The 19,938-nt window shown below is 60.3% G+C and carries 17 protein-coding genes; 9 read left to right on the top strand and 8 right to left on the bottom strand.

What is annotated here, in order from left to right; all coding sequences use genetic code 11:
* Entirely contained in the window at positions 1 to 3,450 is a 3,450-nt protein-coding gene (gene mfd / locus I5961_RS19095; protein WP_085700502.1) for a transcription-repair coupling factor, read from the bottom strand.
* A 354-nt stretch (positions 3,451 to 3,804) separates the two neighbouring features.
* Here mfd and I5961_RS19090 point away from each other — a divergent pair, with 354 nt between their 5' ends.
* Positions 3,805 to 5,268 carry a glyceraldehyde-3-phosphate dehydrogenase gene (locus I5961_RS19090; RefSeq protein WP_085700501.1) on the top strand — a complete coding sequence of 488 codons (1,464 nt, stop codon included), beginning with the start codon at positions 3,805 to 3,807 and terminating at the stop codon, positions 5,266 to 5,268.
* A gap of 65 nt (positions 5,269 to 5,333) precedes the next feature.
* Here the strand turns inward: I5961_RS19090 and I5961_RS19085 are convergent, their stop codons facing one another.
* Entirely contained in the window at positions 5,334 to 6,626 is a 1,293-nt protein-coding gene (locus I5961_RS19085) for an MFS transporter (protein ID WP_085704560.1), read from the bottom strand.
* A gap of 53 nt (positions 6,627 to 6,679) precedes the next feature.
* On the opposite strand from I5961_RS19085, the gene I5961_RS19080 reads away from it, so the two are divergent.
* Positions 6,680 to 7,729: an FAD:protein FMN transferase gene (locus I5961_RS19080; protein WP_227233064.1), complete on the top strand. Its 1,050-nt coding sequence runs from the start codon at positions 6,680 to 6,682 to the stop codon at positions 7,727 to 7,729.
* 197 nt (positions 7,730 to 7,926) lie between these two features.
* The gene (gene sthA / locus I5961_RS19075) at positions 7,927 to 9,321 is read left to right on the top strand and encodes a Si-specific NAD(P)(+) transhydrogenase (RefSeq protein WP_007953019.1); all 1,395 of its coding nucleotides are present in this window, start codon (positions 7,927 to 7,929) and stop codon (positions 9,319 to 9,321) included.
* 42 nt (positions 9,322 to 9,363) lie between these two features.
* On the opposite strand, the gene I5961_RS19070 is transcribed toward sthA, so the two are convergent.
* Positions 9,364 to 10,086 (bottom strand): glycerophosphodiester phosphodiesterase, encoded by a 723-nt coding sequence (locus tag I5961_RS19070; RefSeq protein ID WP_227233063.1) that lies wholly within the window; start codon positions 10,084 to 10,086, stop codon positions 9,364 to 9,366.
* Between the two features lie 13 nt (positions 10,087 to 10,099).
* The gene (locus I5961_RS19065; RefSeq protein WP_085704564.1) at positions 10,100 to 10,681 is read right to left on the bottom strand and encodes a PilZ domain-containing protein; all 582 of its coding nucleotides are present in this window, start codon (positions 10,679 to 10,681) and stop codon (positions 10,100 to 10,102) included.
* A gap of 94 nt (positions 10,682 to 10,775) precedes the next feature.
* Between I5961_RS19065 and I5961_RS19060 the strand changes: the two genes are divergently transcribed.
* From I5961_RS19060 to I5961_RS19050, 3 genes are all read left to right on the top strand, one after another.
* Positions 10,776 to 12,026 carry a lipoprotein-releasing ABC transporter permease subunit gene (locus tag I5961_RS19060; protein WP_007953013.1) on the top strand — a complete coding sequence of 417 codons (1,251 nt, stop codon included), beginning with the start codon at positions 10,776 to 10,778 and terminating at the stop codon, positions 12,024 to 12,026.
* A 7-nt stretch (positions 12,027 to 12,033) separates the two neighbouring features.
* Positions 12,034 to 12,717 (top strand): lipoprotein-releasing ABC transporter ATP-binding protein LolD, encoded by a 684-nt coding sequence (lolD, locus tag I5961_RS19055; protein ID WP_170929775.1) that lies wholly within the window; start codon positions 12,034 to 12,036, stop codon positions 12,715 to 12,717.
* 63 nt (positions 12,718 to 12,780) lie between these two features.
* Positions 12,781 to 14,025: a lipoprotein-releasing ABC transporter permease subunit gene (locus tag I5961_RS19050; protein WP_227233062.1), complete on the top strand. Its 1,245-nt coding sequence runs from the start codon at positions 12,781 to 12,783 to the stop codon at positions 14,023 to 14,025.
* A 123-nt stretch (positions 14,026 to 14,148) separates the two neighbouring features.
* Here I5961_RS19050 and I5961_RS19045 read toward each other — a convergent pair whose 3' ends face one another.
* A complete protein-coding gene (locus I5961_RS19045; protein ID WP_227233061.1) occupies positions 14,149 to 15,486 on the bottom strand; it encodes a heavy metal sensor histidine kinase in 1,338 nt (445 codons plus the stop codon).
* Positions 15,486 to 16,166 (bottom strand): heavy metal response regulator transcription factor, encoded by a 681-nt coding sequence (locus tag I5961_RS19040; RefSeq protein WP_011335179.1) that lies wholly within the window; start codon positions 16,164 to 16,166, stop codon positions 15,486 to 15,488. Before I5961_RS19040 ends, I5961_RS19045 begins: the two co-directional genes overlap by 1 nt.
* 154 nt (positions 16,167 to 16,320) lie before the next feature.
* On the opposite strand from I5961_RS19040, the gene I5961_RS19035 reads away from it, so the two are divergent.
* Both I5961_RS19035 and queF read left to right on the top strand, forming a co-directional pair.
* Positions 16,321 to 16,854, top strand: a complete 534-nt coding sequence (locus I5961_RS19035) for a plastocyanin/azurin family copper-binding protein (RefSeq protein ID WP_085704572.1) — start codon at positions 16,321 to 16,323, stop codon at positions 16,852 to 16,854.
* A gap of 61 nt (positions 16,855 to 16,915) precedes the next feature.
* Complete coding sequence (gene queF, locus I5961_RS19030; protein WP_085704574.1) at positions 16,916 to 17,746, top strand: NADPH-dependent 7-cyano-7-deazaguanine reductase QueF; 831 nt, start codon at positions 16,916 to 16,918, stop codon at positions 17,744 to 17,746.
* 63 nt (positions 17,747 to 17,809) lie between these two features.
* Here queF and I5961_RS19025 read toward each other — a convergent pair whose 3' ends face one another.
* Both I5961_RS19025 and I5961_RS19020 read right to left on the bottom strand, forming a co-directional pair.
* Positions 17,810 to 18,073 (bottom strand): DUF4404 family protein, encoded by a 264-nt coding sequence (locus tag I5961_RS19025; RefSeq protein WP_085700493.1) that lies wholly within the window; start codon positions 18,071 to 18,073, stop codon positions 17,810 to 17,812.
* 108 nt (positions 18,074 to 18,181) lie between these two features.
* Positions 18,182 to 18,802 carry a phosphatase gene (locus I5961_RS19020; RefSeq protein WP_085700492.1) on the bottom strand — a complete coding sequence of 207 codons (621 nt, stop codon included), beginning with the start codon at positions 18,800 to 18,802 and terminating at the stop codon, positions 18,182 to 18,184.
* A 185-nt stretch (positions 18,803 to 18,987) separates the two neighbouring features.
* On the opposite strand from I5961_RS19020, the gene I5961_RS19015 reads away from it, so the two are divergent.
* Positions 18,988 to 19,677 (top strand): VacJ family lipoprotein, encoded by a 690-nt coding sequence (locus tag I5961_RS19015; RefSeq protein WP_227233060.1) that lies wholly within the window; start codon positions 18,988 to 18,990, stop codon positions 19,675 to 19,677.
* The last annotated feature ends 261 nt before the right edge of the window (positions 19,678 to 19,938 follow it).

Here is a 19,938-nt window from a genome sequence, read left to right as displayed (position 1 = left end):
TCAAGCAGTTTTCGGGATGAGGCGCTCGAACAGCGCCTCCACAGTATTAAAGCGCTCTTCCGGGCGCTCCATCGGCACCTGGAACTTGAACACGGTGGCGCCTTCGAATTTGTAGCGTTTTGGCTGGCTCTGGATCAGTTTGATCAGGGTCATCGGGTCGACCGGCGTCTGCGCCGCGAACTCGATGCGCCCACCTTGCGGGCCGCCATCGACTTTCTTGATGCCCAGCTGCTCGGCCTGCAATTTCAGCGCCGTGATGCGCATCAGATTCTTGGTCGGCTCCGGCAGCAGACCGAAGCGATCGATCATCTCGACTTGCAGATCTTTCAGGCCTTCCTCGTCGGTGGCCGAAGCGATGCGCTTGTACAGGATCAGGCGCGCGTGAACATCCGGCAGATAATCTTCCGGAATCAGCGCCGGCACCCGCAGGTTGACCTCCGGGCCGCCGCCGAGCGGTTGATCGAGGTTCGGCTGCTCGCCCTTGCGGATCGACTTCACTGCGCGCTCAAGCATTTCCATGTACAGCGTGAAGCCGACAGCCTGAATCTGCCCGCTCTGACCGTCGCCCAGCAATTCGCCGGCGCCACGGATTTCCAGATCGTTGGTGGCCAGCACGAAGCCGGCACCCAGATCCTGAGTATTGGCAATCGCCTCCAGACGTTTTTCCGCATCACCGGTAATTTGCTGGCGTGGCGGGGTCAGCAGGTAGGCGTAAGCCTGGTGGTGACTACGACCAACACGACCGCGTAACTGGTGCAACTGCGCCAGGCCGAACTTGTCGGCACGCTCGATGATGATGGTGTTGGCGCTCGGCACGTCGATGCCGGTCTCGATGATGGTCGAGGCGATCAGCACGTTGAAGCGCTTGTGGTAGAAGTCGCTCATCACCTGTTCGAGTTCGCGTTCGCGCATCTGCCCGTGGCCGATGCCGATCCGCGCTTCCGGCACCAGTTCGGCGAGTTCGGCGGCGCACTTCTCGATGGTCTTCACGTCGTTGTGCAGGTAGTAAACCTGGCCGCCACGCAGCAGCTCACGCAGCAAAGCCTCTTTGACTGTGCTCTTGTTCTGCTCCATGACGAACGTGCGCACCGACAGGCGTCGCGCCGGCGGCGTGGCGATGATCGACAGGTCGCGCATACCCGACACTGCCATGTTCAGCGTGCGCGGAATCGGCGTGGCCGTCAGCGTAAGAATGTCGACTTCGCTGCGCAGGGCCTTGAGCTGTTCCTTCTGACGGACACCGAAGCGGTGCTCTTCGTCGATGATTACCAGCCCGAGGTTTTTGATTTTGACGTCGTCCTGCAGCAACTTGTGGGTGCCGATGACGATGTCGATATTGCCTTCGGCCAGCTCGGCCACCGCAGCGTTCACTTCCTTGGCCGACTTGAAGCGGCTCATCACTTCCACGGTCACCGGCCAGTCGGCGAAGCGGTCGCGGAAGCTGTTGTAATGCTGCTGGGCGAGCAGGGTGGTCGGCACCAGAATCGCCACTTGTTTGCCGCCGTGTACAGCGATGAACGCGGCGCGCATGGCCACTTCGGTCTTGCCGAAACCGACGTCGCCGCAGACCAGGCGATCCATCGGTTTCGGCGCAAGCATGTCTTCACGCACGGCTTCGATGGTGGATTGCTGGTCCGGAGTCTCCTCGAACGGGAAGCCGGCGCTGAAAGTCGCGTAATCGGCCTTCGGGTCGGCAAAGGCATAACCTTCGCGGGCGGCGCGGCGGGCATAGATGTCAAGCAATTCGGCAGCGACGTCACGCACTTGCTCGGCGGCCTTGCGCTTGGCTTTCTGCCAGGTCTCGGAGCCGAGGCGGTGCAGCGGGGCCAGCGCATCGTCGCTACCGGTGTAACGGGCGATCAGATGCAGGTTGGCCACCGGCACATAGAGCTTGGCGTTCTCGGCGTATTCGAGGGTCAGGAATTCGGCAGCCTGATTGTCGATTTCCAGAATCGTCAGGCCGAGATAGCGACCGACACCGTGGTCGATGTGCACCACCGGCGCGCCTTCGCGCAGCTCGGTGAGGTTCTTGATCACCGCATCGTTGTTGGCGTCGGCGCGTTTTTCGCGGCGACGACGCTGCATCACCCGTTGGCCGAACAGCGGGCTTTCCGCGACCAGTGCCAACGCCGGGTCATCCAGCATCAAGCCTTCGTCGAGCGGGGCGATGGTGATCGCCAGGCGATCCTTGCTTGCAACGAAGTCCGGCCAGCTGTCGACGGTTTTCGGGCGCAGCTTCAGGCGATCCAGCAACTCCAGCAACACTTCGCGACGGCCTGCGGATTCGGCGGTAAACAGCACGCGCCCCGGGAATTCGTCGAGGAATGCCGAAAGCGCGGCCAAAGGTTGCGTGGCCTTGGCTTCGATCGCCAGATTCGGCAATGCCTGCGCCGGGAAGCGCTCCCGGCCGGCACCGGTTTCCACATCCTGCTGACTGGCGACCACGCGCGGCCAGTTCTTCAGGCGGGCGAAACAGTCTTCCACCGGCAGGAAAAGTTCGGCCGGCGGCAATAAAGGACGCGATGGGTCGACGCGGCGCTCTTCATAACGATTGCGTACGTCGTTCCAGAAATTTTCCGCCGCTTGCTCGATGCCTGGCAGCGAGAACACTTGAGTGTCCTGCGGCAAGTAATCGAACAGGGTCGAGGTTTCTTCGAAGAACAGCGGCAGGTAGTACTCGATGCCGGCCGGCGTGATGCCGCTGCTCAGGTCCTGAAAGATCGGGCAGCGACGGAAGTCGACGTCGAAACGCTCGCGAAAGCGTGCCTTGAAGCGAGTGACCGCTTCTTTCTGCAGCGGGAATTCCTTGGCCGGCAGCAGCTTGACCGAATCGACCTTGTCGATGGAACGCTGGGTTTCCGGATCGAAGGTGCGCAGGGTTTCGATTTCATCGTCGAACAGATCGATGCGATACGGCAGTTTGCTGCCCATCGGGAACAGGTCGATCAACGCGCCACGCACCGTGAACTCGCCGTGTTCGTAAACTGTGTCGACGTAGCGATAGCCGCTGGCTTCCAGGCGCGAGCGCATTTGCTCGACATCGAGCTTCTGCCCGACATCCAGCACCAGACTGCTGCCGAGCAGGAATTTGGTCGGCGCCAGACGATGCAGGGCGGTGGTGATCGGCACCACCAGCACGCCATGTTCCAGTTCAGGCAGTCTATAAAGGCTGGCAATGCGCTGGGAGATGATGTCCTGGTGTGGCGAGAACAGGTCGTAGGGCAGGGTTTCCCAGTCCGGGAAATGCAGCACTGGCAAATCCGGGGCGAAGAAGCTCAGCTCCTGTTCCAGCCGTTCGGCACTCTGGCTGTCGGCGGTCAAAAGCAGCGTGAAGCGCTTGGCAGCGCTGGCAGCCTCGGCAATTGCCAGGCTCAGGGCGGCACCGGGGAGGTTGCCCCAGTGCTGTTTACCTGCCGCGGCAGGGAGAAGCGGTAGACGCAGAACAGGCACGGAAGGTTGAGCTCCAGGCGTTGCGACAAAGTCGGTAATTGTAGCGGCGTCCGGTGCCGCCTGTCAGTTGCAGGATGCGTCTATCTGCGCTGTTTGGGAAAAATGTAGTGGTAACCATAAAAACCAGCGCTTTTTTTACGGTTATGTAGTGCCAAAAGTCGGAGGTGTTACGGAGGGTTACAGACATCGTCTAACAGTCGTCGAAAAACTGACTGCGCTGGAAGCCCCGGTTTTACTGGGCTGGCGCAGAGCGTTATTTTTTTGGACGGGATTTTGTTACCGATTGCGCGACAGGCGCGCATTGCTACGAGAGGTTCTCGGCGGCATAATGTAGCCCCTTTTTTCTGCCCCTACATGTGGAAGGTTACCGTGACTCAGAAGCCCGACCAGTGTCTTGGTGAATGGATCGACCGTGAAGCACTCGCGGAAGCGATGATTCCGCTTATCGGTCAGCTCTACCGCAACAACAACGTGGTGAGCTCGATCTATGGCCGCAGCCTGATCAACCAGTCTGTCATCGCGATTCTCAAAGCCCACCGCTTTGCTCGCCACCGCTCTTCCGACGACAGCGAACTCTCCGTCCACGAAACATTCCCTCTTCTCAAGGCCATGAGCGAGCTGAAGCTCGGCGCGGCTTCGGTGGATATGGGCAAGTTGGCGTTCAAGTTCCGCGCTGAAGGCAATGGCCGCACCGCTGAACAATTCGTTCGCGAAGAACTGGCCGATGTCGTTGGTCAGCAGAACGCTTCGGCGCGTAAAGGCACTGACGTCGTGCTGTACGGCTTCGGTCGTATCGGCCGTCTGCTGGCGCGCATCCTGATCGAAAAAACCGGTGGTGGCGACGGCTTGCGTCTGCGCGCCATCGTGGTACGCAAGGGCTCTGAAAACGACCTGGTCAAGCGTGCCAGCCTGCTGCGTCGTGATTCGGTTCACGGCCCGTTCGATGGCACCATCACCATCGACGAAGAAAACAACACCATCACCGCCAACGGCAACCTGATCCAGGTGATCTACGCCAAGAGCCCGAGCGAAGTCGACTATACCCAGTACGGCATCGAAAACGCTCTGGTCGTGGACAACACGGGTGTATGGCGTGATGCCGATGGTCTGGGACAGCACCTGGCTTGCCCGGGCGCTGCCCGCGTGATTCTCACCGCTCCGGGTAAAGGCGCGTTGAAGAACATCGTTCACGGCATCAACCATGGCGACATCACGCCTGACGACAAGATCATCTCGGCGGCGTCCTGCACCACCAACGCCATCGTGCCGGTGCTCAAGGCTGTCAACGACCAGTACGGCATCGTCAACGGCCACGTTGAAACCGTTCACTCGTTCACCAACGACCAGAACCTGATCGACAACTTCCACAAGGGCAGCCGTCGTGGCCGCGCCGCGCCGCTGAACATGGTAATCACCGAAACCGGTGCTGCCACTGCAGCTGCCAAGGCGTTGCCAGTGCTCAAGGGCAAGCTGACCGGTAACGCGATTCGCGTTCCTACGCCAAACGTGTCGATGGCCATTCTGAATCTGAACCTGGAAAAGGCCACCACTCGCGAAGAGATCAACGAGTACCTGCGCCAGATGGCCATGCACTCGGATTTGCACAAGCAGATCGACTACGTCAGCTCGCAGGAAGTGGTTTCCACTGACTTCGTGGGCTCGCGTCACGCTGGTGTCGTGGATGCCGAGGCAACCATTACCCAGGACAACCGCGTTGTTCTGTATGTCTGGTACGACAACGAGTTCGGTTACAGCTGCCAGGTGGTTCGCGTGATGGAAGACATGGCCGGTGTAAATCCGCCAGCGTTCCCGCGCTAAGCCTTAGCCGCAAATGAAAACGCCCCGACTCTGGTCGGGGCGTTTTTGTTTGTGCGCGATTTGCCTTAGCGGGGGATAGCGGCTTGTGCCGTGCGCAATTCGTGCTTGTTGCCACGGAACAGCACCAGTGTGGCGATCAGGCCCAGTACCGCTGCACCACTGAGCCAGATCCCCGGTGCCGCCTTGTTGTCCAGCACATGGATCAGATAAGTGCAGGCCGCCGGCGTAAAACCACCAAAGGTTGCGGTGGCCAGGCTGTAGGCCAGCGAGAAACCGGTCGTACGAACTTCTACCGGCATGATCTCGGTGAGCGCCACCACCATTGCCCCGTTGTATGAGCCGTACAGAAACGACAGCCACAATTCGACAACCAGGAGATGGCTGAAGCTCGGGTTCGCTACCAGCCACGACAACGCCGGATAAGCGGTCAGGATCGCCAGAATCGTCGCCGCCAACAGTAGGGGTTTGCGCCCCACCTTGTCAGACACTGCGCCCATCACCGGCAGCCAGAAGAAGTTCGACAGACCGATGCACACGGTCACCAGCAACGCATCGAAGTCAGACAGGTGCAATTCCGCCTTGCCGAACGTCGGCGTGTACGCCGTGATCAGGTAGAACGACACCGTCGTCATGACCACCAGCGCCATGCCGGCGATGACGATGCCAAAGTTCTGACCGATCGAACGGACGATTTCCTGCAGGGTAGGGCGATGTTTGCGCGCCTGGAACTCCGGGGTTTCCTCCAGCGAGCGACGGATGACGAAAATCACCGGGACGATCATGCAGCCGATCAGGAACGGCACGCGCCAGCCCCATTCGCCCATCTGTTCCGGGCTCAGCCAGTGGTTGAGGCCTACACCGAGCAGGCCGGCGAACACCACGGCGGCTTGCTGACTGGCGGACTGCCAACTGACGAAAAAGCCCTTGCGGCCCGGCGTGGCGATTTCCGCCAGGTACACCGACACGCCACCTAATTCGACGCCAGCCGAGAAGCCTTGCAGCAAGCGGCCGAACAGCACGATCAGCGGCGCGGCCACCCCAAGGGTGGCGTAGCCCGGCACGCAGGCAATCAGTACGGTGCCGGCCGCCATCAGGGCCAATGTGATGATCAGGCCCTGACGTCGGCCGTGCCGGTCGATGTAGGCGCCGAGAAAAATCGCCCCCAGCGGACGCATCAGGAAGCCGGCACCAAAAGTGGCCAGGGAAAGCATCAAGGAAGCGAAGGCACTGTCGGTGGGAAAGAAGGTCTTGGCAATGGCCGTGGCATAGAAGCCGTAGACCATGAAGTCGAACATCTCGAGAAAGTTGCCGCTGACAACGCGAAAAATCGCCTTGCCTTTGCCGGTCGTGGAAGACATGGGTAGGTACTCGCTCTAAATCTTGTAAGAAAGCGTTGCGCTCGTAGCCCATAATGGCCGGCGCGGTTTTGCGGGGAGATGAAGAATTGTTAACTGGACGGTGGGGGATTCTCGTGCTGCTGGCCGGGGTTTTATCCGGCTGCGGCAACGGCGATTCCCTCGAGACTATTGGTGGCCCGACGATGGGCAGCACTTACTCGATCAAGTACGTGCGCCACGCCAATCTGCCTGCCCCGCAGGAAGTGCGTGTCGAAGTGGAAAAAATCCTCGCGGATGTCGACCGGCAGATGTCGACTTATCGCGCGGACTCCGACATCTCGCGCTTCAATGAGTTGCCGGCTGATCGCTGTCAGGTCATGCCCGCGCCGATCCTGGAAATGGTCCGCATGGGCGAACAGCTGTCGCAGCAAAGCGAAGGCTCCTACGACCTCACGGTTGAGCCGCTGATGAATCTATGGGGTTTCGGCCCGCAGGGGCGCGAAGAAAAAGTCCCGGACGCGGCGGCACTGGCCGAGGTTCGCCAGCGGGTCGGTCATCAACATCTACGTATCGACGGCGATCGGTTGTGCAAGGACGCGGCGGTCGAGGTGGATTTCAACAGCATCGCCGCCGGTTACGCGGTCGATGCCATTGCTGCGCGACTCGAAGCCCTGGGCATCCATGACTATCTCGCGCAAGCCACCGGCGAGCTCAAGGCGTCCGGCAAGAAACCCGACGGTTCGCCATGGCGTGTCGCACTGGAAGAACCGCGAGATGATCAGCAGGTGGCAGAGCGCGTCATCAACATCGATGGCTATGGCTTGTCCACCTCCGGCGACTATCGCAACTATTTTCAGCAGGATGGCCGGCGCTATTCCCACACCTTCGATGCCCGGACCGGTGCGCCGGTCCTGCACGATCTGGCGTCGGTCACGGTCATTCATCCTTCAACGCTGATGGCCGATGGACTATCGACGCTGTTGCTGATTCTCGGGTCTGAAAGGGCCTGGGACTATGCCGAAAAACACGACATTGGTGCATTCTTTGTGATTCGTGCCGATACAGGTTTCGTCACACGCACCAGTCACGCTTTCGAACGGCTCAGTGACGCAAAAGTTGACTGAGAACAGTACGAAAGCTGGCGTTGTAGTGCAGGCAAAAGTAGCCTACGACGCGACCAAGGGTTAATGTGCGCGGCGTTGACGCTTCTATAGACTGTGTCCGGGTTTTCTACTGGCCCCCAATTGTTCCTTCGCGCCGTCGTTCGGCGTGATTTAGCCGCCGGTGCTGCTGGCACCGCGGCCTGTTCTGAGGAGTACGCATGGCTGTCTACAACTACGACGTGGTGGTGCTGGGTTCCGGCCCGGCGGGAGAAGGCGCGGCAATGAACGCCGCCAAAGCAGGGCGCAAGGTGGCGATGGTCGACAGCCGTCGCCAGGTCGGCGGCAACTGCACCCACCTGGGCACCATCCCGTCCAAGGCACTGCGTCACTCGGTGCGGCAGATCATGCAGTTCAACACCAACCCGATGTTCCGTGCGATCGGCGAGCCGCGCTGGTTCTCCTTCCCGGATGTGTTGAAAAGCGCCGAGAAAGTTATCTCCAAGCAAGTCGCTTCGCGTACCGGCTACTACGCCCGTAACCGCGTCGACGTGTTCTTCGGTACCGGCAGCTTCGCCGACGAGCAAACCATCGAAGTGGTCTGCGCCAACGGCGTGGTCGAGAAACTGGTGGCCAAGCACATCATCATCGCCACCGGTTCGCGTCCTTATCGCCCGGCGGACATCGATTTCCACCACCCGCGTATCTACGATAGCGACACCATCCTCAGCCTCGGCCACACCCCGCGCAAACTGATCGTTTACGGCGCCGGCGTGATCGGTTGCGAATACGCTTCGATCTTCAGCGGTCTGGGCGTGCTGGTCGAGCTGGTGGACAACCGCGGTCAGTTGCTGAGCTTCCTCGACTCGGAAATCTCCCAGGCGTTGAGCTACCACTTCAGCAACAACAACATCACCGTGCGTCACAACGAAGAGTATGACCGCGTCGAAGGCGTGGACAACGGCGTGATCCTGCACCTGAAGTCCGGCAAGAAGATCAAGGCCGACGCCTTGCTCTGGTGTAACGGCCGTACCGGTAATACCGACCAGTTGGGTCTGGAAAACATCGGGGTCAAGGTCAACAGCCGTGGCCAGATCGAAGTCGACGAGAACTACCGCACCTGTGTGCAGAACATCTATGGCGCCGGTGACGTGATCGGCTGGCCGAGCCTGGCCAGTGCCGCCCACGACCAGGGCCGTTCGGCCGCTGGCAGCATCGTTGACAATGGCAGCTGGCGTTTCGTGAATGACGTGCCGACTGGCATCTACACCATTCCGGAGATCAGCTCGATCGGCAAGAACGAGCAGGAACTGACCCAGGCCAAAGTGCCGTACGAAGTGGGCAAGGCGTTCTTCAAGAGCATGGCGCGTGCACAGATCGCCGGCGAGCCGCAGGGCATGCTGAAGATCCTGTTCCACCGTGAAACCCTGGAAGTGCTGGGCGTTCACTGCTTCGGTTATCAGGCGTCGGAGATCGTGCACATCGGTCAGGCGATCATGAACCAGCCGGGCGAACTGAATACCCTGAAGTACTTCGTCAACACGACGTTCAACTACCCGACCATGGCCGAAGCCTATCGGGTAGCGGCGTACGACGGCCTCAACCGGCTTTTTTGACGGGCTCCGGCCGGTGGCCTGAGCCGGCCGGGGAGACCGATTTCAGCAATTCCCGAGGGTGGCAGTGGCCAAACCGGGAAAGTCTGTAATCAGGCTGTCAACGCCGAAGTCGGCGAGTCTGCGCATCAGCGCAGGCTCGTTGACGGTCCACACCGACACATGCAGCCCTTGACGTTGCGCCTTTTGCAGGCGTTCCGGCGTACACAGCGTCCAGTTCAAGGCCAGAATATCGCAGCCGTAGTTTGCGGCGACCTTCAGCGGGTCGAGCCAGGCATATTCCGCCACCAGGCCCCGTGACACGTCCGGTACCAGATCCAGCGCCGCCTTCAACACTTCCCGAGAGCTCGAGGTGATCGTCACCTTGTCGAGCAGTCCGTGCCTGACCGCCATTTCACGAATGGCCAGAACGGTGGTGGCTGCGCGGGTGCGTGAAGCGCTTTTGACTTCGAGCTGCCAGTGATCGAAATCACATTTCTCGAACAATTCTTCCAGGGTCGGAATCGGGCACGGCTTGATCCAGCCGGGGCCGCCCTTGCGGGCGTCGTAGGTCACCAGATCGGCGGCGGTGTGCTCGGCCACCTTGCCGCGCCGGTCGGTGGTGCGCTTGAGGGTCGGGTCGTGGATGACCATCAGCTCGCCGTCCTTGGACAGGTGTAGATCCAGTTCGCAACGGCGTACGCCGTGCTTTAGACATTCCTGAAAACTGGTCAGGGTGTTTTCCGGTGCTTCGCCCTTGGCGCCGCGGTGGCCGTAGATGAGGGTCACGGTTCTTCCTTAATTAAATGCCTGATTCATTTTGTTCGCGGGCCAGGCGTCGTTCCTGGGCCTGCTTCTGCAAGATATAGCGGGCAAGCAACTGGCGCTGGGCGTCGGTCAGGTGTTCGAACTCGGTGCCGACGTCGTAGCCGTCGCCCTTGCGGTCGCAATGGGTGACGCGGGCGCGCAGCAACAGGCCAAGCGCCTGGGGCATCAGCACCAGTTTCACCGACAGGTGAGCGCCGGTGGCGATCGGGGTCGGGTGCTGAAAGTCGACCCCGCCCTCGGAGATGATCACCGGTTGCGGCTCGCCGATATGGCCGAGCACGGTCAGGGCGACCACCTGGCTGAGCAGGTCGATGCGTTTGTTCTGGGATTTCAGGAACGCCGAGATGGCACGGTCGCGTTCACTGATCTGGCGCAGCAGGTGCTGCGACTCGAATTCGCTCAGGTGCAGTTCGCTGAGCAGGTTGAACAATGGGGAAGCATCCTGCAACACTTCCTGGCCTGCAGCTTCGGGAGCGGACAGGGGCCGAATTTCCAGTGCGATCATGTCCTCGATACGGTAGTATTCGCGGCGATCTTCTTCATCTAATGTCGACATGGCGAACCCATGGTAGCGGCGGTGGTCTGAGTGTAAAGCTGGTTATCGACCCCCGCCACAAGGACGTTCCTTTTCCCTCCGAACAAGCCCCGACATGTTCAGACCTCTCTTCGTATTTATCGGCACGCGTTATACCCGTGCAAAGCGTCGCAATCATTTTGTGTCATTCATTTCCCTGACTTCGATGATCGGGCTCGCCCTTGGCGTGGTCGTGATGATCGTGGTGCTTTCGGTGATGAACGGCTTCGATCATGAGATGCGCACCCGCGTGCTGGGCATGGTGCCCCACGCGACCATCGAGTCCGGTGAAGCCATCAACGACTGGCCGAGCCTGGCCGCCAAGGTCAAGCAGAACCCGCAGGTGGCGGCCGTTGCGCCGTTCACCCAGATGCAGGGATTGCTGACCAATAACGGCCAGGTGTCCAAGGTGTTGCTCAATGCCATCGACCCGGCGCTGGAGCGCAACGTCTCGATCATCGACAACTTCATGAAACAGGGCAAACTTGACGACCTGACGCCGGGCAGCTTCGGCATCGTGATCGGCGACAAGGCCGCGACCAAGCTCGGCGTGGGCCTCGGTGACAAGGTCACCTTCGTCGCGCCGGAGGTCAGCGTGACCCCGGCCGGCATGTTCCCGCGCATGAAGCGCTTCACCGTAGTCGGCATCTTCCATGTCGGCGCCGGTGAGCTGGACGGTTACCTGGGCGTCACCAACCTGCAGGATCTGGCGAAAATGCACCGCTGGAAGCCCGATCAGGTGCAAGGTCTGCGCCTCAAGTTCGACGATCTGTTCCAGGCGCCGCGTGAGGCGTGGAACATTGCCCAGCGCCTCGGCGAAGACCGTTACTACGCCCGCGACTGGACCCGTACCCACGGCAACCTGTATCAGGCGATCCGCATGGAAAAAGCCATGATCGGTCTGCTGTTGCTGCTGATCGTCGCCGTGGCGGCATTCAACATCATTTCCACGCTGGTGATGGTGGTGAACGACAAGAAGGGCGACATCGCCATTCTGCGCACACTGGGCGCCACGCCGGGCACGATCATGCGCACATTCATGGTGCAGGGCACGGTGATCGGTGTGGTCGGCACGGCCATCGGTGCCGTGGTCGGGATCTTCGCCGCGCTCAACGTCAGCGCCGCGATTTCGGCCCTCGAAGGCGTGATCGGACACAAATTCCTCAACGCCGATGTGTATTTCATCGATTACCTGCCGTCGCAGGTGCAGAGCCAGGACGTGGTCATGGTCTGCGCCGCTGCGTTGGTCCTGAGTTTCCTCGCCACCCTGTATCCAGCCTGGCGTGCAGCGCGCACCCAGCCGGCGGAGGCGCTACGTTATGAGTGAGTCGGGCATGAGTGAAAAAGCAATCTTGAGCTGCCGCAACCTGGGCAAATCCTACGAGGAAGGCCCGGAGTCGGTGGAAGTGCTGGCCAACCTGCAACTGGAACTGCATCCGGGTGAGCGGGTGGCGATCGTCGGCAAATCCGGTTCGGGCAAAAGTACCTTGCTCAACCTGCTGGGCGGTCTCGACACGCCGACCAAGGGCAGTGTCTGGCTCGACGGTGAAGAACTGTCGGCGCTGAGCGAGAAGAAACGTGGTCTGCTGCGTAACCGCGCCCTCGGGTTCGTGTACCAGTTCCACCACCTGCTGCCTGAATTTACCGCGCTGGAAAACGTCTGCATGCCGCTGCTGATTGGCAAGACCGCGATACCGGAAGCCCGTCAGCGTGCAACGGCGTTACTGGAGCGGGTCGGTCTGGGCCATCGCCTGGAACACAAACCGGCGGAACTGTCCGGTGGCGAACGTCAGCGTGTGGCCATTGCCCGGGCGTTGGTGAACAATCCTGGGCTGGTGATGCTCGACGAGCCGACCGGCAACCTCGATTCCCATACCGCCGAAGGCATTCAGGATCTGATGCTGGAACTCAGCACTTCGATGCGCACGGCGTTTCTGGTGGTGACTCACGACATGAACCTGGCTCGCCAGATGGACCGCGTCCTGCACCTCAATGAAGGCTGCCTGACGCCAATCTGACGCGTTGAAACCCGATGCCTGAAAAGGCGTCGGGTCTTTTATTTTTATACGGTGCCCCAGCGAATGTTCAGACCGTTATCGATCTTTATAGGCACGCGCTATACCCGCGCCAAGCGCCGCAATCGCTTTGTTTCGTTCATTTCGATGACCTCGATGATCGGCCTCGCCCTCGGCGTACTGGCGATGATCGTGGTGTTGTCGGTGATGAACGGCTTCCAGCGCGAAATGAGTTCGCGCATCCTCGGCATGGTGCCTCACGCGACCATTGTCGGCGTCAAGCCGATCGATGACTGGCAGCCAGTCGCCGCCGCTGCGATGAAAAACCCGGAAGTGACGGCTGCGGTGCCGTTCACCGAGATGGAGGGCATGCTGTCCTACAAGGGCATGATGCAGCCGATCCAGATCAGTGGCGTCGACCCGGCCCAGGAAGGCAAGGTGTCGATCGTTGCCCAGCACATCGTTCAGGGCCGTCTCGATGCCTTGAAACCGGGTGAGTTCGGCGTAGTGCTCGGCGAAATCACCGCCCGGCGTTTTCGCCTCAATGTCGGCGACAAGATCACCCTGATTGTCCCGGAAGTCAGCACCACACCGGGCGGCATCACCCCGCGCATGCAGCGGCTGAACGTGGTCGGCGTGTTCAAGGTCGGTGCCGAACTCGACGGTTCCATGGGCCTGATCCACGTCTCCGACGCCGCGACCATGCAGCACTGGGAGCCGAATCAGGTGCAGAGCGTGCGTCTGGCGGTGAAGGATCTGTACGCCGCGCCGAAAGTTTCGTCGGACATTGCCAGCGGCCTCGGCGCCGACTTCAAGGCCGATGACTGGACCCACACCCAGGGCAGCCTGTTCAGCGCGATGAAGATGGAAAAAACCATGATTGGCCTGTTGCTGCTGATGATTGTCGCGGTGGCAGCCTTCAACATCATCGCGACCCTGATCATGGTGGTTAACGACAAGGGTGCCGACATCGCGATCCTGCGCACTATCGGCGCCACACCGCGCCAGATCATGGCGATCTTCATGGTGCAGGGCACGGTGATCGGCATCGTCGGCACCATTATCGGTGGCGTTCTGGGCGTGATTGCCGCGCTGAATGTCAGTGAGATGGTGGGTTGGATCGAGCGAGTGACCGGGCAGCACATCTTCAGTTCGGACGTCTACTTCGTCAGCAACCTGCCATCGGAGTTGCAGGGCGGCGATGTCCTGCTGATCTGCTCGGCAGGCTTCATCCTCAGCTTCCTGGCCACCGTTTATCCAGCGTGGCGGGCGGCGAAGATCGAACCGGCGCACGCCTTGAGATATTCGTAAGCTTCAAGACCGCCTTCGCGAGCAAGCTCGCTCCCACAGTGTTATGGAGTGCTCACAAAATTGTGGTGCGACTCGGTACTTGTGGGAGCGAGCTTGCTCGCGAAGGGGCCAGCACTGCTGGCCTCAATCCTTGGGCAACTCAATCACAAACCGCGTCCAGCCCTGATCCGATTCGCAATGAATCTGCCCGCCATGGGCCCGGATGATCGACTGAGTAATCGCCAACCCCAATCCCGCATGCTCGCTAGTGCCTTCCTGGCGCGCCGGATCCGCCCGGTAGAAGCGATCGAACAAGCGCGGCAACAACTCTGCAGAAATCCCTTCGCCACTGTTCTCCACCGTCACCCTCAAGGATTTCGCCTGCTCGGCCACCTTCACACGCACTTCGCCGGCGGCCGGGGTGAAGCGCAACGCGTTATCCAGCAGGTTCGACAGCGCCCGGCGCAACATCGCGCGATCACCCGCAAACCGCCCCGCACCATCACGGCTCAGGCTGACCTGAGCGTCTTCGGCCAGCGGCGCAAAAAACTCCAGCAATGCATCGGCTTCTTCCGCCAGATCCAGCGGTTCACGTTTGGGCACCAGCAAACCGTGGTCAGCCTTGGCCAGATAAAGCATGTCGTTCACCAACTGCGCCATCCATTGCAGCTCTTCAAGGTTGCTGTGCAGTGCTTCGCGATAGTCTTCGAGGGGGCGAGGGCGGGTGAGAGTGACCTGGGTGTGGGTCAGCAGGTTGGACAGCGGTGTGCGCAGCTCATGGGCGATGTCGGCGGAGAACGCTGACAGCCGCTGAAAGGAGTCATCGAGACGTCCGAGCATGGCGTTGAAGCTGTGGGCCAATTCCGCAAGTTCTGCGGGCATCCGCGCTTCCGGCAGTCGGGCATTCAACGATTGCGCCGAAATCCCACGGGCCACCGCACTCATGCGGCGTAACGGGCGAAGACCGCTGCGGGCGGCCCAGGCGCCGAGCAGCGCGGTGGCCAGCGCCGAAAGGCCGACGGTCAGCCAGATCAGATGCTGCATGCGTTGCAGGAAGTGCTGGTGGTGGGTGATGTCCAGCAACAAGGTCAATTGCGGGGAATCAGGTTTTCCCGGTTCAAGCGCAGCGTTGAGCAGGCGATAGTCGGTGCCGTTGTCGTTGATGGTGGCCAGGCCAGGCTGTTGCGGCAGATTCGCCGGGGCATGCAACGAGCGGCCGAACCAGCGCTGCCCCTCAGGGCTACTGATGCGCAGTGAGACATCGCCCTGCTGGCTCAATTGATCGGTGATGTGCGTGGCGTCGCTACCACTCAACAGCGTCTGACGCACGCTGAGCAGTTTTCCTTCGAGCAGTTGCTGGTCGAGTTCGATGAAGTGGCTTTCGCTGGCCCGATTGAATACCACCCCCGCAACCAACGAAACCGCAGCGGTGCAGCCAGCGAACAACAGCGCCAGCCGGCCGCTCAAGGACAGTCGGCGCATCAGTCGGCACGCTCTTCCAGGACGTAACCCATACCGCGCACGGTGTGAATCAGCTTGTTCGGGAAGTCGTCATCGATTTTCAGACGCAGTCGGCGAATCGCCACTTCGATCACATTGGTGTCGCTGTCGAAATTCATGTCCCAGACCTGTGAGGCGATCAGCGATTTGGGCAGCACTTCGCCCTGGCGGCGCAGGAGCATTTCCAGCAGGGCGAACTCCTTGGCGGTGAGGTCGATGCGTTGACCGCTGCGTTCGACCCGGCGGCGGATCAGGTCCAGGCTCAGATCGGCCAGGCGCAGGCTGGTTTCCTGAGGTGTGGAACTGCCGCGACGCAACAGACTGCGCACCCGCGCCAGCAGTTCAGAGAAGGCGAACGGTTTGACCAGATAATCGTCGGCGCCCAGTTCCAGGCCGTGAACCCGGTCTTCCACGGTGTCCTTGGCGGTCAGAAACAGGATCGGCGTTTCCAGACCGGCGCTGCGTACCGCTTGCAGGATCTGCCAGCCATTGCGACCCGGCAGCATCACGTCGAGGATCAGCAACGCATAGTCGCCGCTCAACGCCAATTGCTGGCCGGTGGTGCCATCGGCCACCAGTTCGGTGTTGAAACCGGCTTCGGTCAGGCCCTGGCGCAGGTACTGGCCGGTTTTCGGTTGGTCTTCGACGATCAGCAGTTTCATGGGCGACTCGGGTTGCGGGAACGAGGACGTTATACCGTGGGCTCACGCTGTGAGCGCCAACCTGACAAAGTTGTAATCTGCCTGTCAGGTCGCTGCCAGCGCAGGCGGGCTAGAGTTTCCCACAGGCTGAACCTTGATTTGTTGGAGTACGACTATGTTTTTGCGCAACCGTCTGGCCCTTGCCGCGTGTCTGCTCGCGCTGAGTTCGCCGCTGTGGGCATCACCGGCGCACACTTATGACTTCGGCCAGCCGGCCCCGGCGGCCAAGGCCACCCGCAGCATTGAAGTGGTGATGGGCGATATGAGCTTCGATCCGAAGGCGATCGAGATCAAGGCCGGTGAGACCGTTCGTTTTGTGCTGGTGAATAAAGGCCAGTTGCTGCACGAATTCAACCTTGGCGACGCGGCGATGCATGCAAAACACCAGCAGGAAATGTTGCAGATGCAGCAAAGCGGCATGCTCACGCCGACCAGCATGAAGGAAATGTCCCACGATATGGCGGGCATGGATCACGGCTCGATGGGGCATGGAATGAAGCACGACGACCCCAACAGCGTGCTGGTGGAGCCGGGCAAGACCGCCGAGTTGACCTGGACCTTCAGCAAAGCGGTGAACCTGGAATTTGCGTGCAACATTCCCGGGCATTACCAGGCCGGAATGGTCGGCAAACTGACTGTCAGTCAGTAAGCACTCAAAGGCGGGAGCAAAGGCTGATAGAATCCGCTGATTCTTCAGTCAGGTTTCCGCCATGCATCCCGCAGCCGAACATTCGCCGCTGGGCAAGTCCAGCGAATACATCGCCACGTACACACCGTCCCTGCTGTTTCCGATTCCGCGCACCGCGAAATGGGCCGAGCTGGGCCTGACCGCCGAAACCCTGCCGTATAAAGGCGTGGATTTCTGGAACTGCTTCGAGCTGTCGTGGCTGCTGCCGTCGGGCAAACCGGTGGTGGCAATCGGTGAATTCAGCATTCCGGCGGATTCGCCGAACATCATCGAATCCAAGTCGTTCAAGCTGTACCTGAACTCGCTGAACCAGACGCCGTTTGCCGATATCGAAAGCCTGGAAGCAACGCTGGTCAAGGATCTGTCCGCCGCCGCCGGCAAACCGGTGGGCGTGCGGGTTCGCAGCCTGAAAGATGTCGAAGCTGAAGGTGTTGTCGCGCTGCCGGGCGTGTGCATCGACGATCTTGATATCAGCGTCAGCAACTACGAACATCCGCGTCCTGAACTGCTGCGCTGTGACGATTCGCGTGTGGTCGAGGAGAGCGTGCACAGTCATCTGCTCAAATCCAACTGCCCGGTGACCAGCCAGCCGGACTGGGGCAGCGTGGTGGTGGAATACAGAGGCGCGGCGCTGGATCACGCCAGCCTGCTGGAATACATCGTCAGCTTCCGTCAGCACTCGGACTTCCACGAGCAATGCGTGGAGCGGATCTTCCTCGACCTGCAACGCCTGTTGAAACCGGAAAAACTCACCGTGTTCGCGCGTTACGTGCGTCGGGGCGGGCTGGACATCAACCCGTACCGCAGCACCGAAAGCGTGCAACTGCCGAACCACCGTCTGGTTCGTCAATAACCCGCCTCGCGGACATGAAAAAGCCCTGCCAGTGATGGCAGGGCTTTTTTGCATTCGCGGGTTTCAGATGCCCATGCTGACCAGGGAATTCATGATGTTGCGCAATGTGCCGGCGATGGCAGGGTGTTCGAGTTCGAAGCGATCAACTGCCAGATTGACACCATCGGCGATGCTGGAATCTTGAGTCGCGGTCTCCAGTTTTATTTCGGATTCGATCTGTGCCATCAGCGCATGTAGATCAGCGCGCTCGGCTTCGGTCAGCGGAGGATTTTGATCCAGTTGCTCGCGCAGGGCATTGAGCTGTTTTTGCAGTTCTTGAGCGGGCATGGTTGTTTCCTTTTATCGAGAGGCACTGGCATAGACCGCAGCCGTGCGCCAAAGGTCTATGGCTCTCCTTAAGACTAATCCACTCTTGGCCAACCTGCATGATCCCGGTCAGGGCTTTTCGCCTTTGAGGCGACGCAGGCTGATGTCCGCCAGACAGGTGTCGAGTTCGCCCAGATGATCGATCACCGAGTGCACGCCGAGGCCGAACAACTGCACCGTCGCCTTGCCGCGCAATTGTTCGCGTTCCTTCTGGCTCAGGGCCTGCCATTCGCTCGGCGCCAGGCCGCACAGTGAACCGCAGGACGCCAGGCCAATGGTCCACAGCCCGGCATTGAGGCCCGATTGCAGCAGGCGCGGTTCACCGCTGACCAGCACGCAACCGTCGAGACGATCGACATTCAAGCCCATCAACGCCTGCCAGCAGGCATTGGGCGCCGGCCATGGTTTGATTGTTGCCGAATGTTGCGACGGTTTGATCCAGTCCGGCAGCGCCGATGACAGCACTTGAGTGCAGGCCGTGGACAGCTCGTCGAGCCAGGCGCAGGGAATTTGCTGGTGCTGAAGGCTGCGCAGGCTGTCGAGGGCGCCGGGTGTGGTATCGGCGTGTTCCGGGCCGATACTGGCGTGATGACGGGCGCGGGCACCGAAGTCCACCAGACAGCCGCTGAGTCCGAACAGCACCGCGGTCAGCGTCGGGGCCGTGAGGGGCAAGGCTTCGGCTTGAGGCATGGAAAACGTCCCTGAAATAGCGATCAGGCTAGGCACTATCGGTGACAGTTGCATGACAGGCCAATGACGAAGTGTCCTACGGAGGGATTTACCGGGGAACTGCCTAAAGTAGCGTTTCCGTCTTATACTGACGCACTTATCGCCGCGGCCCAGGTGCTGCGTCCGTACTATCCAAGGAGTTTTCTATGCGCTTGAGTCATCCTCTTGCTCAGCTTTGTGTATGTGCCAGCGTGATGCTGGTGCCGTTCGCCGCTCAGGCTGCAACGGAAGAAGACCCTTGGGAAAGCGTCAACCGTCCGATCTTCGAGTTCAACGATTTCGTCGACACCTATGCGCTGAAGCCTTTGGCGCAGGGCTACGAATTTGTTACTCCGCAATTCCTGGAAGACGGCATCCACAACATGTTCCGCAACGTCGGTGATGTCACCAACCTGGCGAACAACATTCTTCAGGCCAAACCGGCTGCCGCTGGCGTCGACACCGCTCGCCTGATCTTCAACACCACCTTCGGCCTGCTTGGTTTCTTCGATGTCGGCACCAAAATGGGCCTCACCCGCAGCGACGAAGATTTCGGCCAGACCCTCGGCTACTGGGGCGTCGGCAGCGGTCCTTATGTAATGCTGCCGCTGTTGGGCCCGAGCACCCTGCGCGATGCACCGTCCAAATACGTCGACAGCTTTACCGGCCCGTACCGCTACATCAACGATGTGCCGGTGCGTAACTCGATTTTCGGCCTGAACATCGTCGACACCCGCGCCAGCCTGCTGTCGAGCGAGAAGCTGATCAGCGGCGACAAGTACACCTTCATCCGCAACGCCTACCTGCAGAACCGCGAGTTCAAGGTCAAGGACGGGCAGGTCGAAGACGATTTCTGATCTCGATTGATCGGCAGAAAAGGGCGACCGCGAGGTCGCCTTTTTTGTGGGCGCGTCCAATGATTGGGTTACGGTTGAAGCTGTTCTTATAACTGCGAGTGATTTGACAAACAAAGTCTCCAAGCGACCATCGGCGCATGCTTGAAACGGTCGAAGGATGGGAGTACCGTCTGCGCCTTAGAAGGGCACCTCTGGTGCAATCGTGTGCGGGGCAAACGCTCCGAAGCGGTGCAGCAGAGAGGCTAGAAAGCGAATCCAGTA

Origin of the sequence: Pseudomonas sp. IAC-BECa141, assembly GCF_020544405.1 — a bacterium.
In the GTDB taxonomy this organism is placed as follows: domain Bacteria; phylum Pseudomonadota; class Gammaproteobacteria; order Pseudomonadales; family Pseudomonadaceae; genus Aquipseudomonas.
The sequence above is the reverse complement of the archived record's forward strand: the minus strand, read 5'-3'. Positions and strand labels throughout refer to the sequence as shown.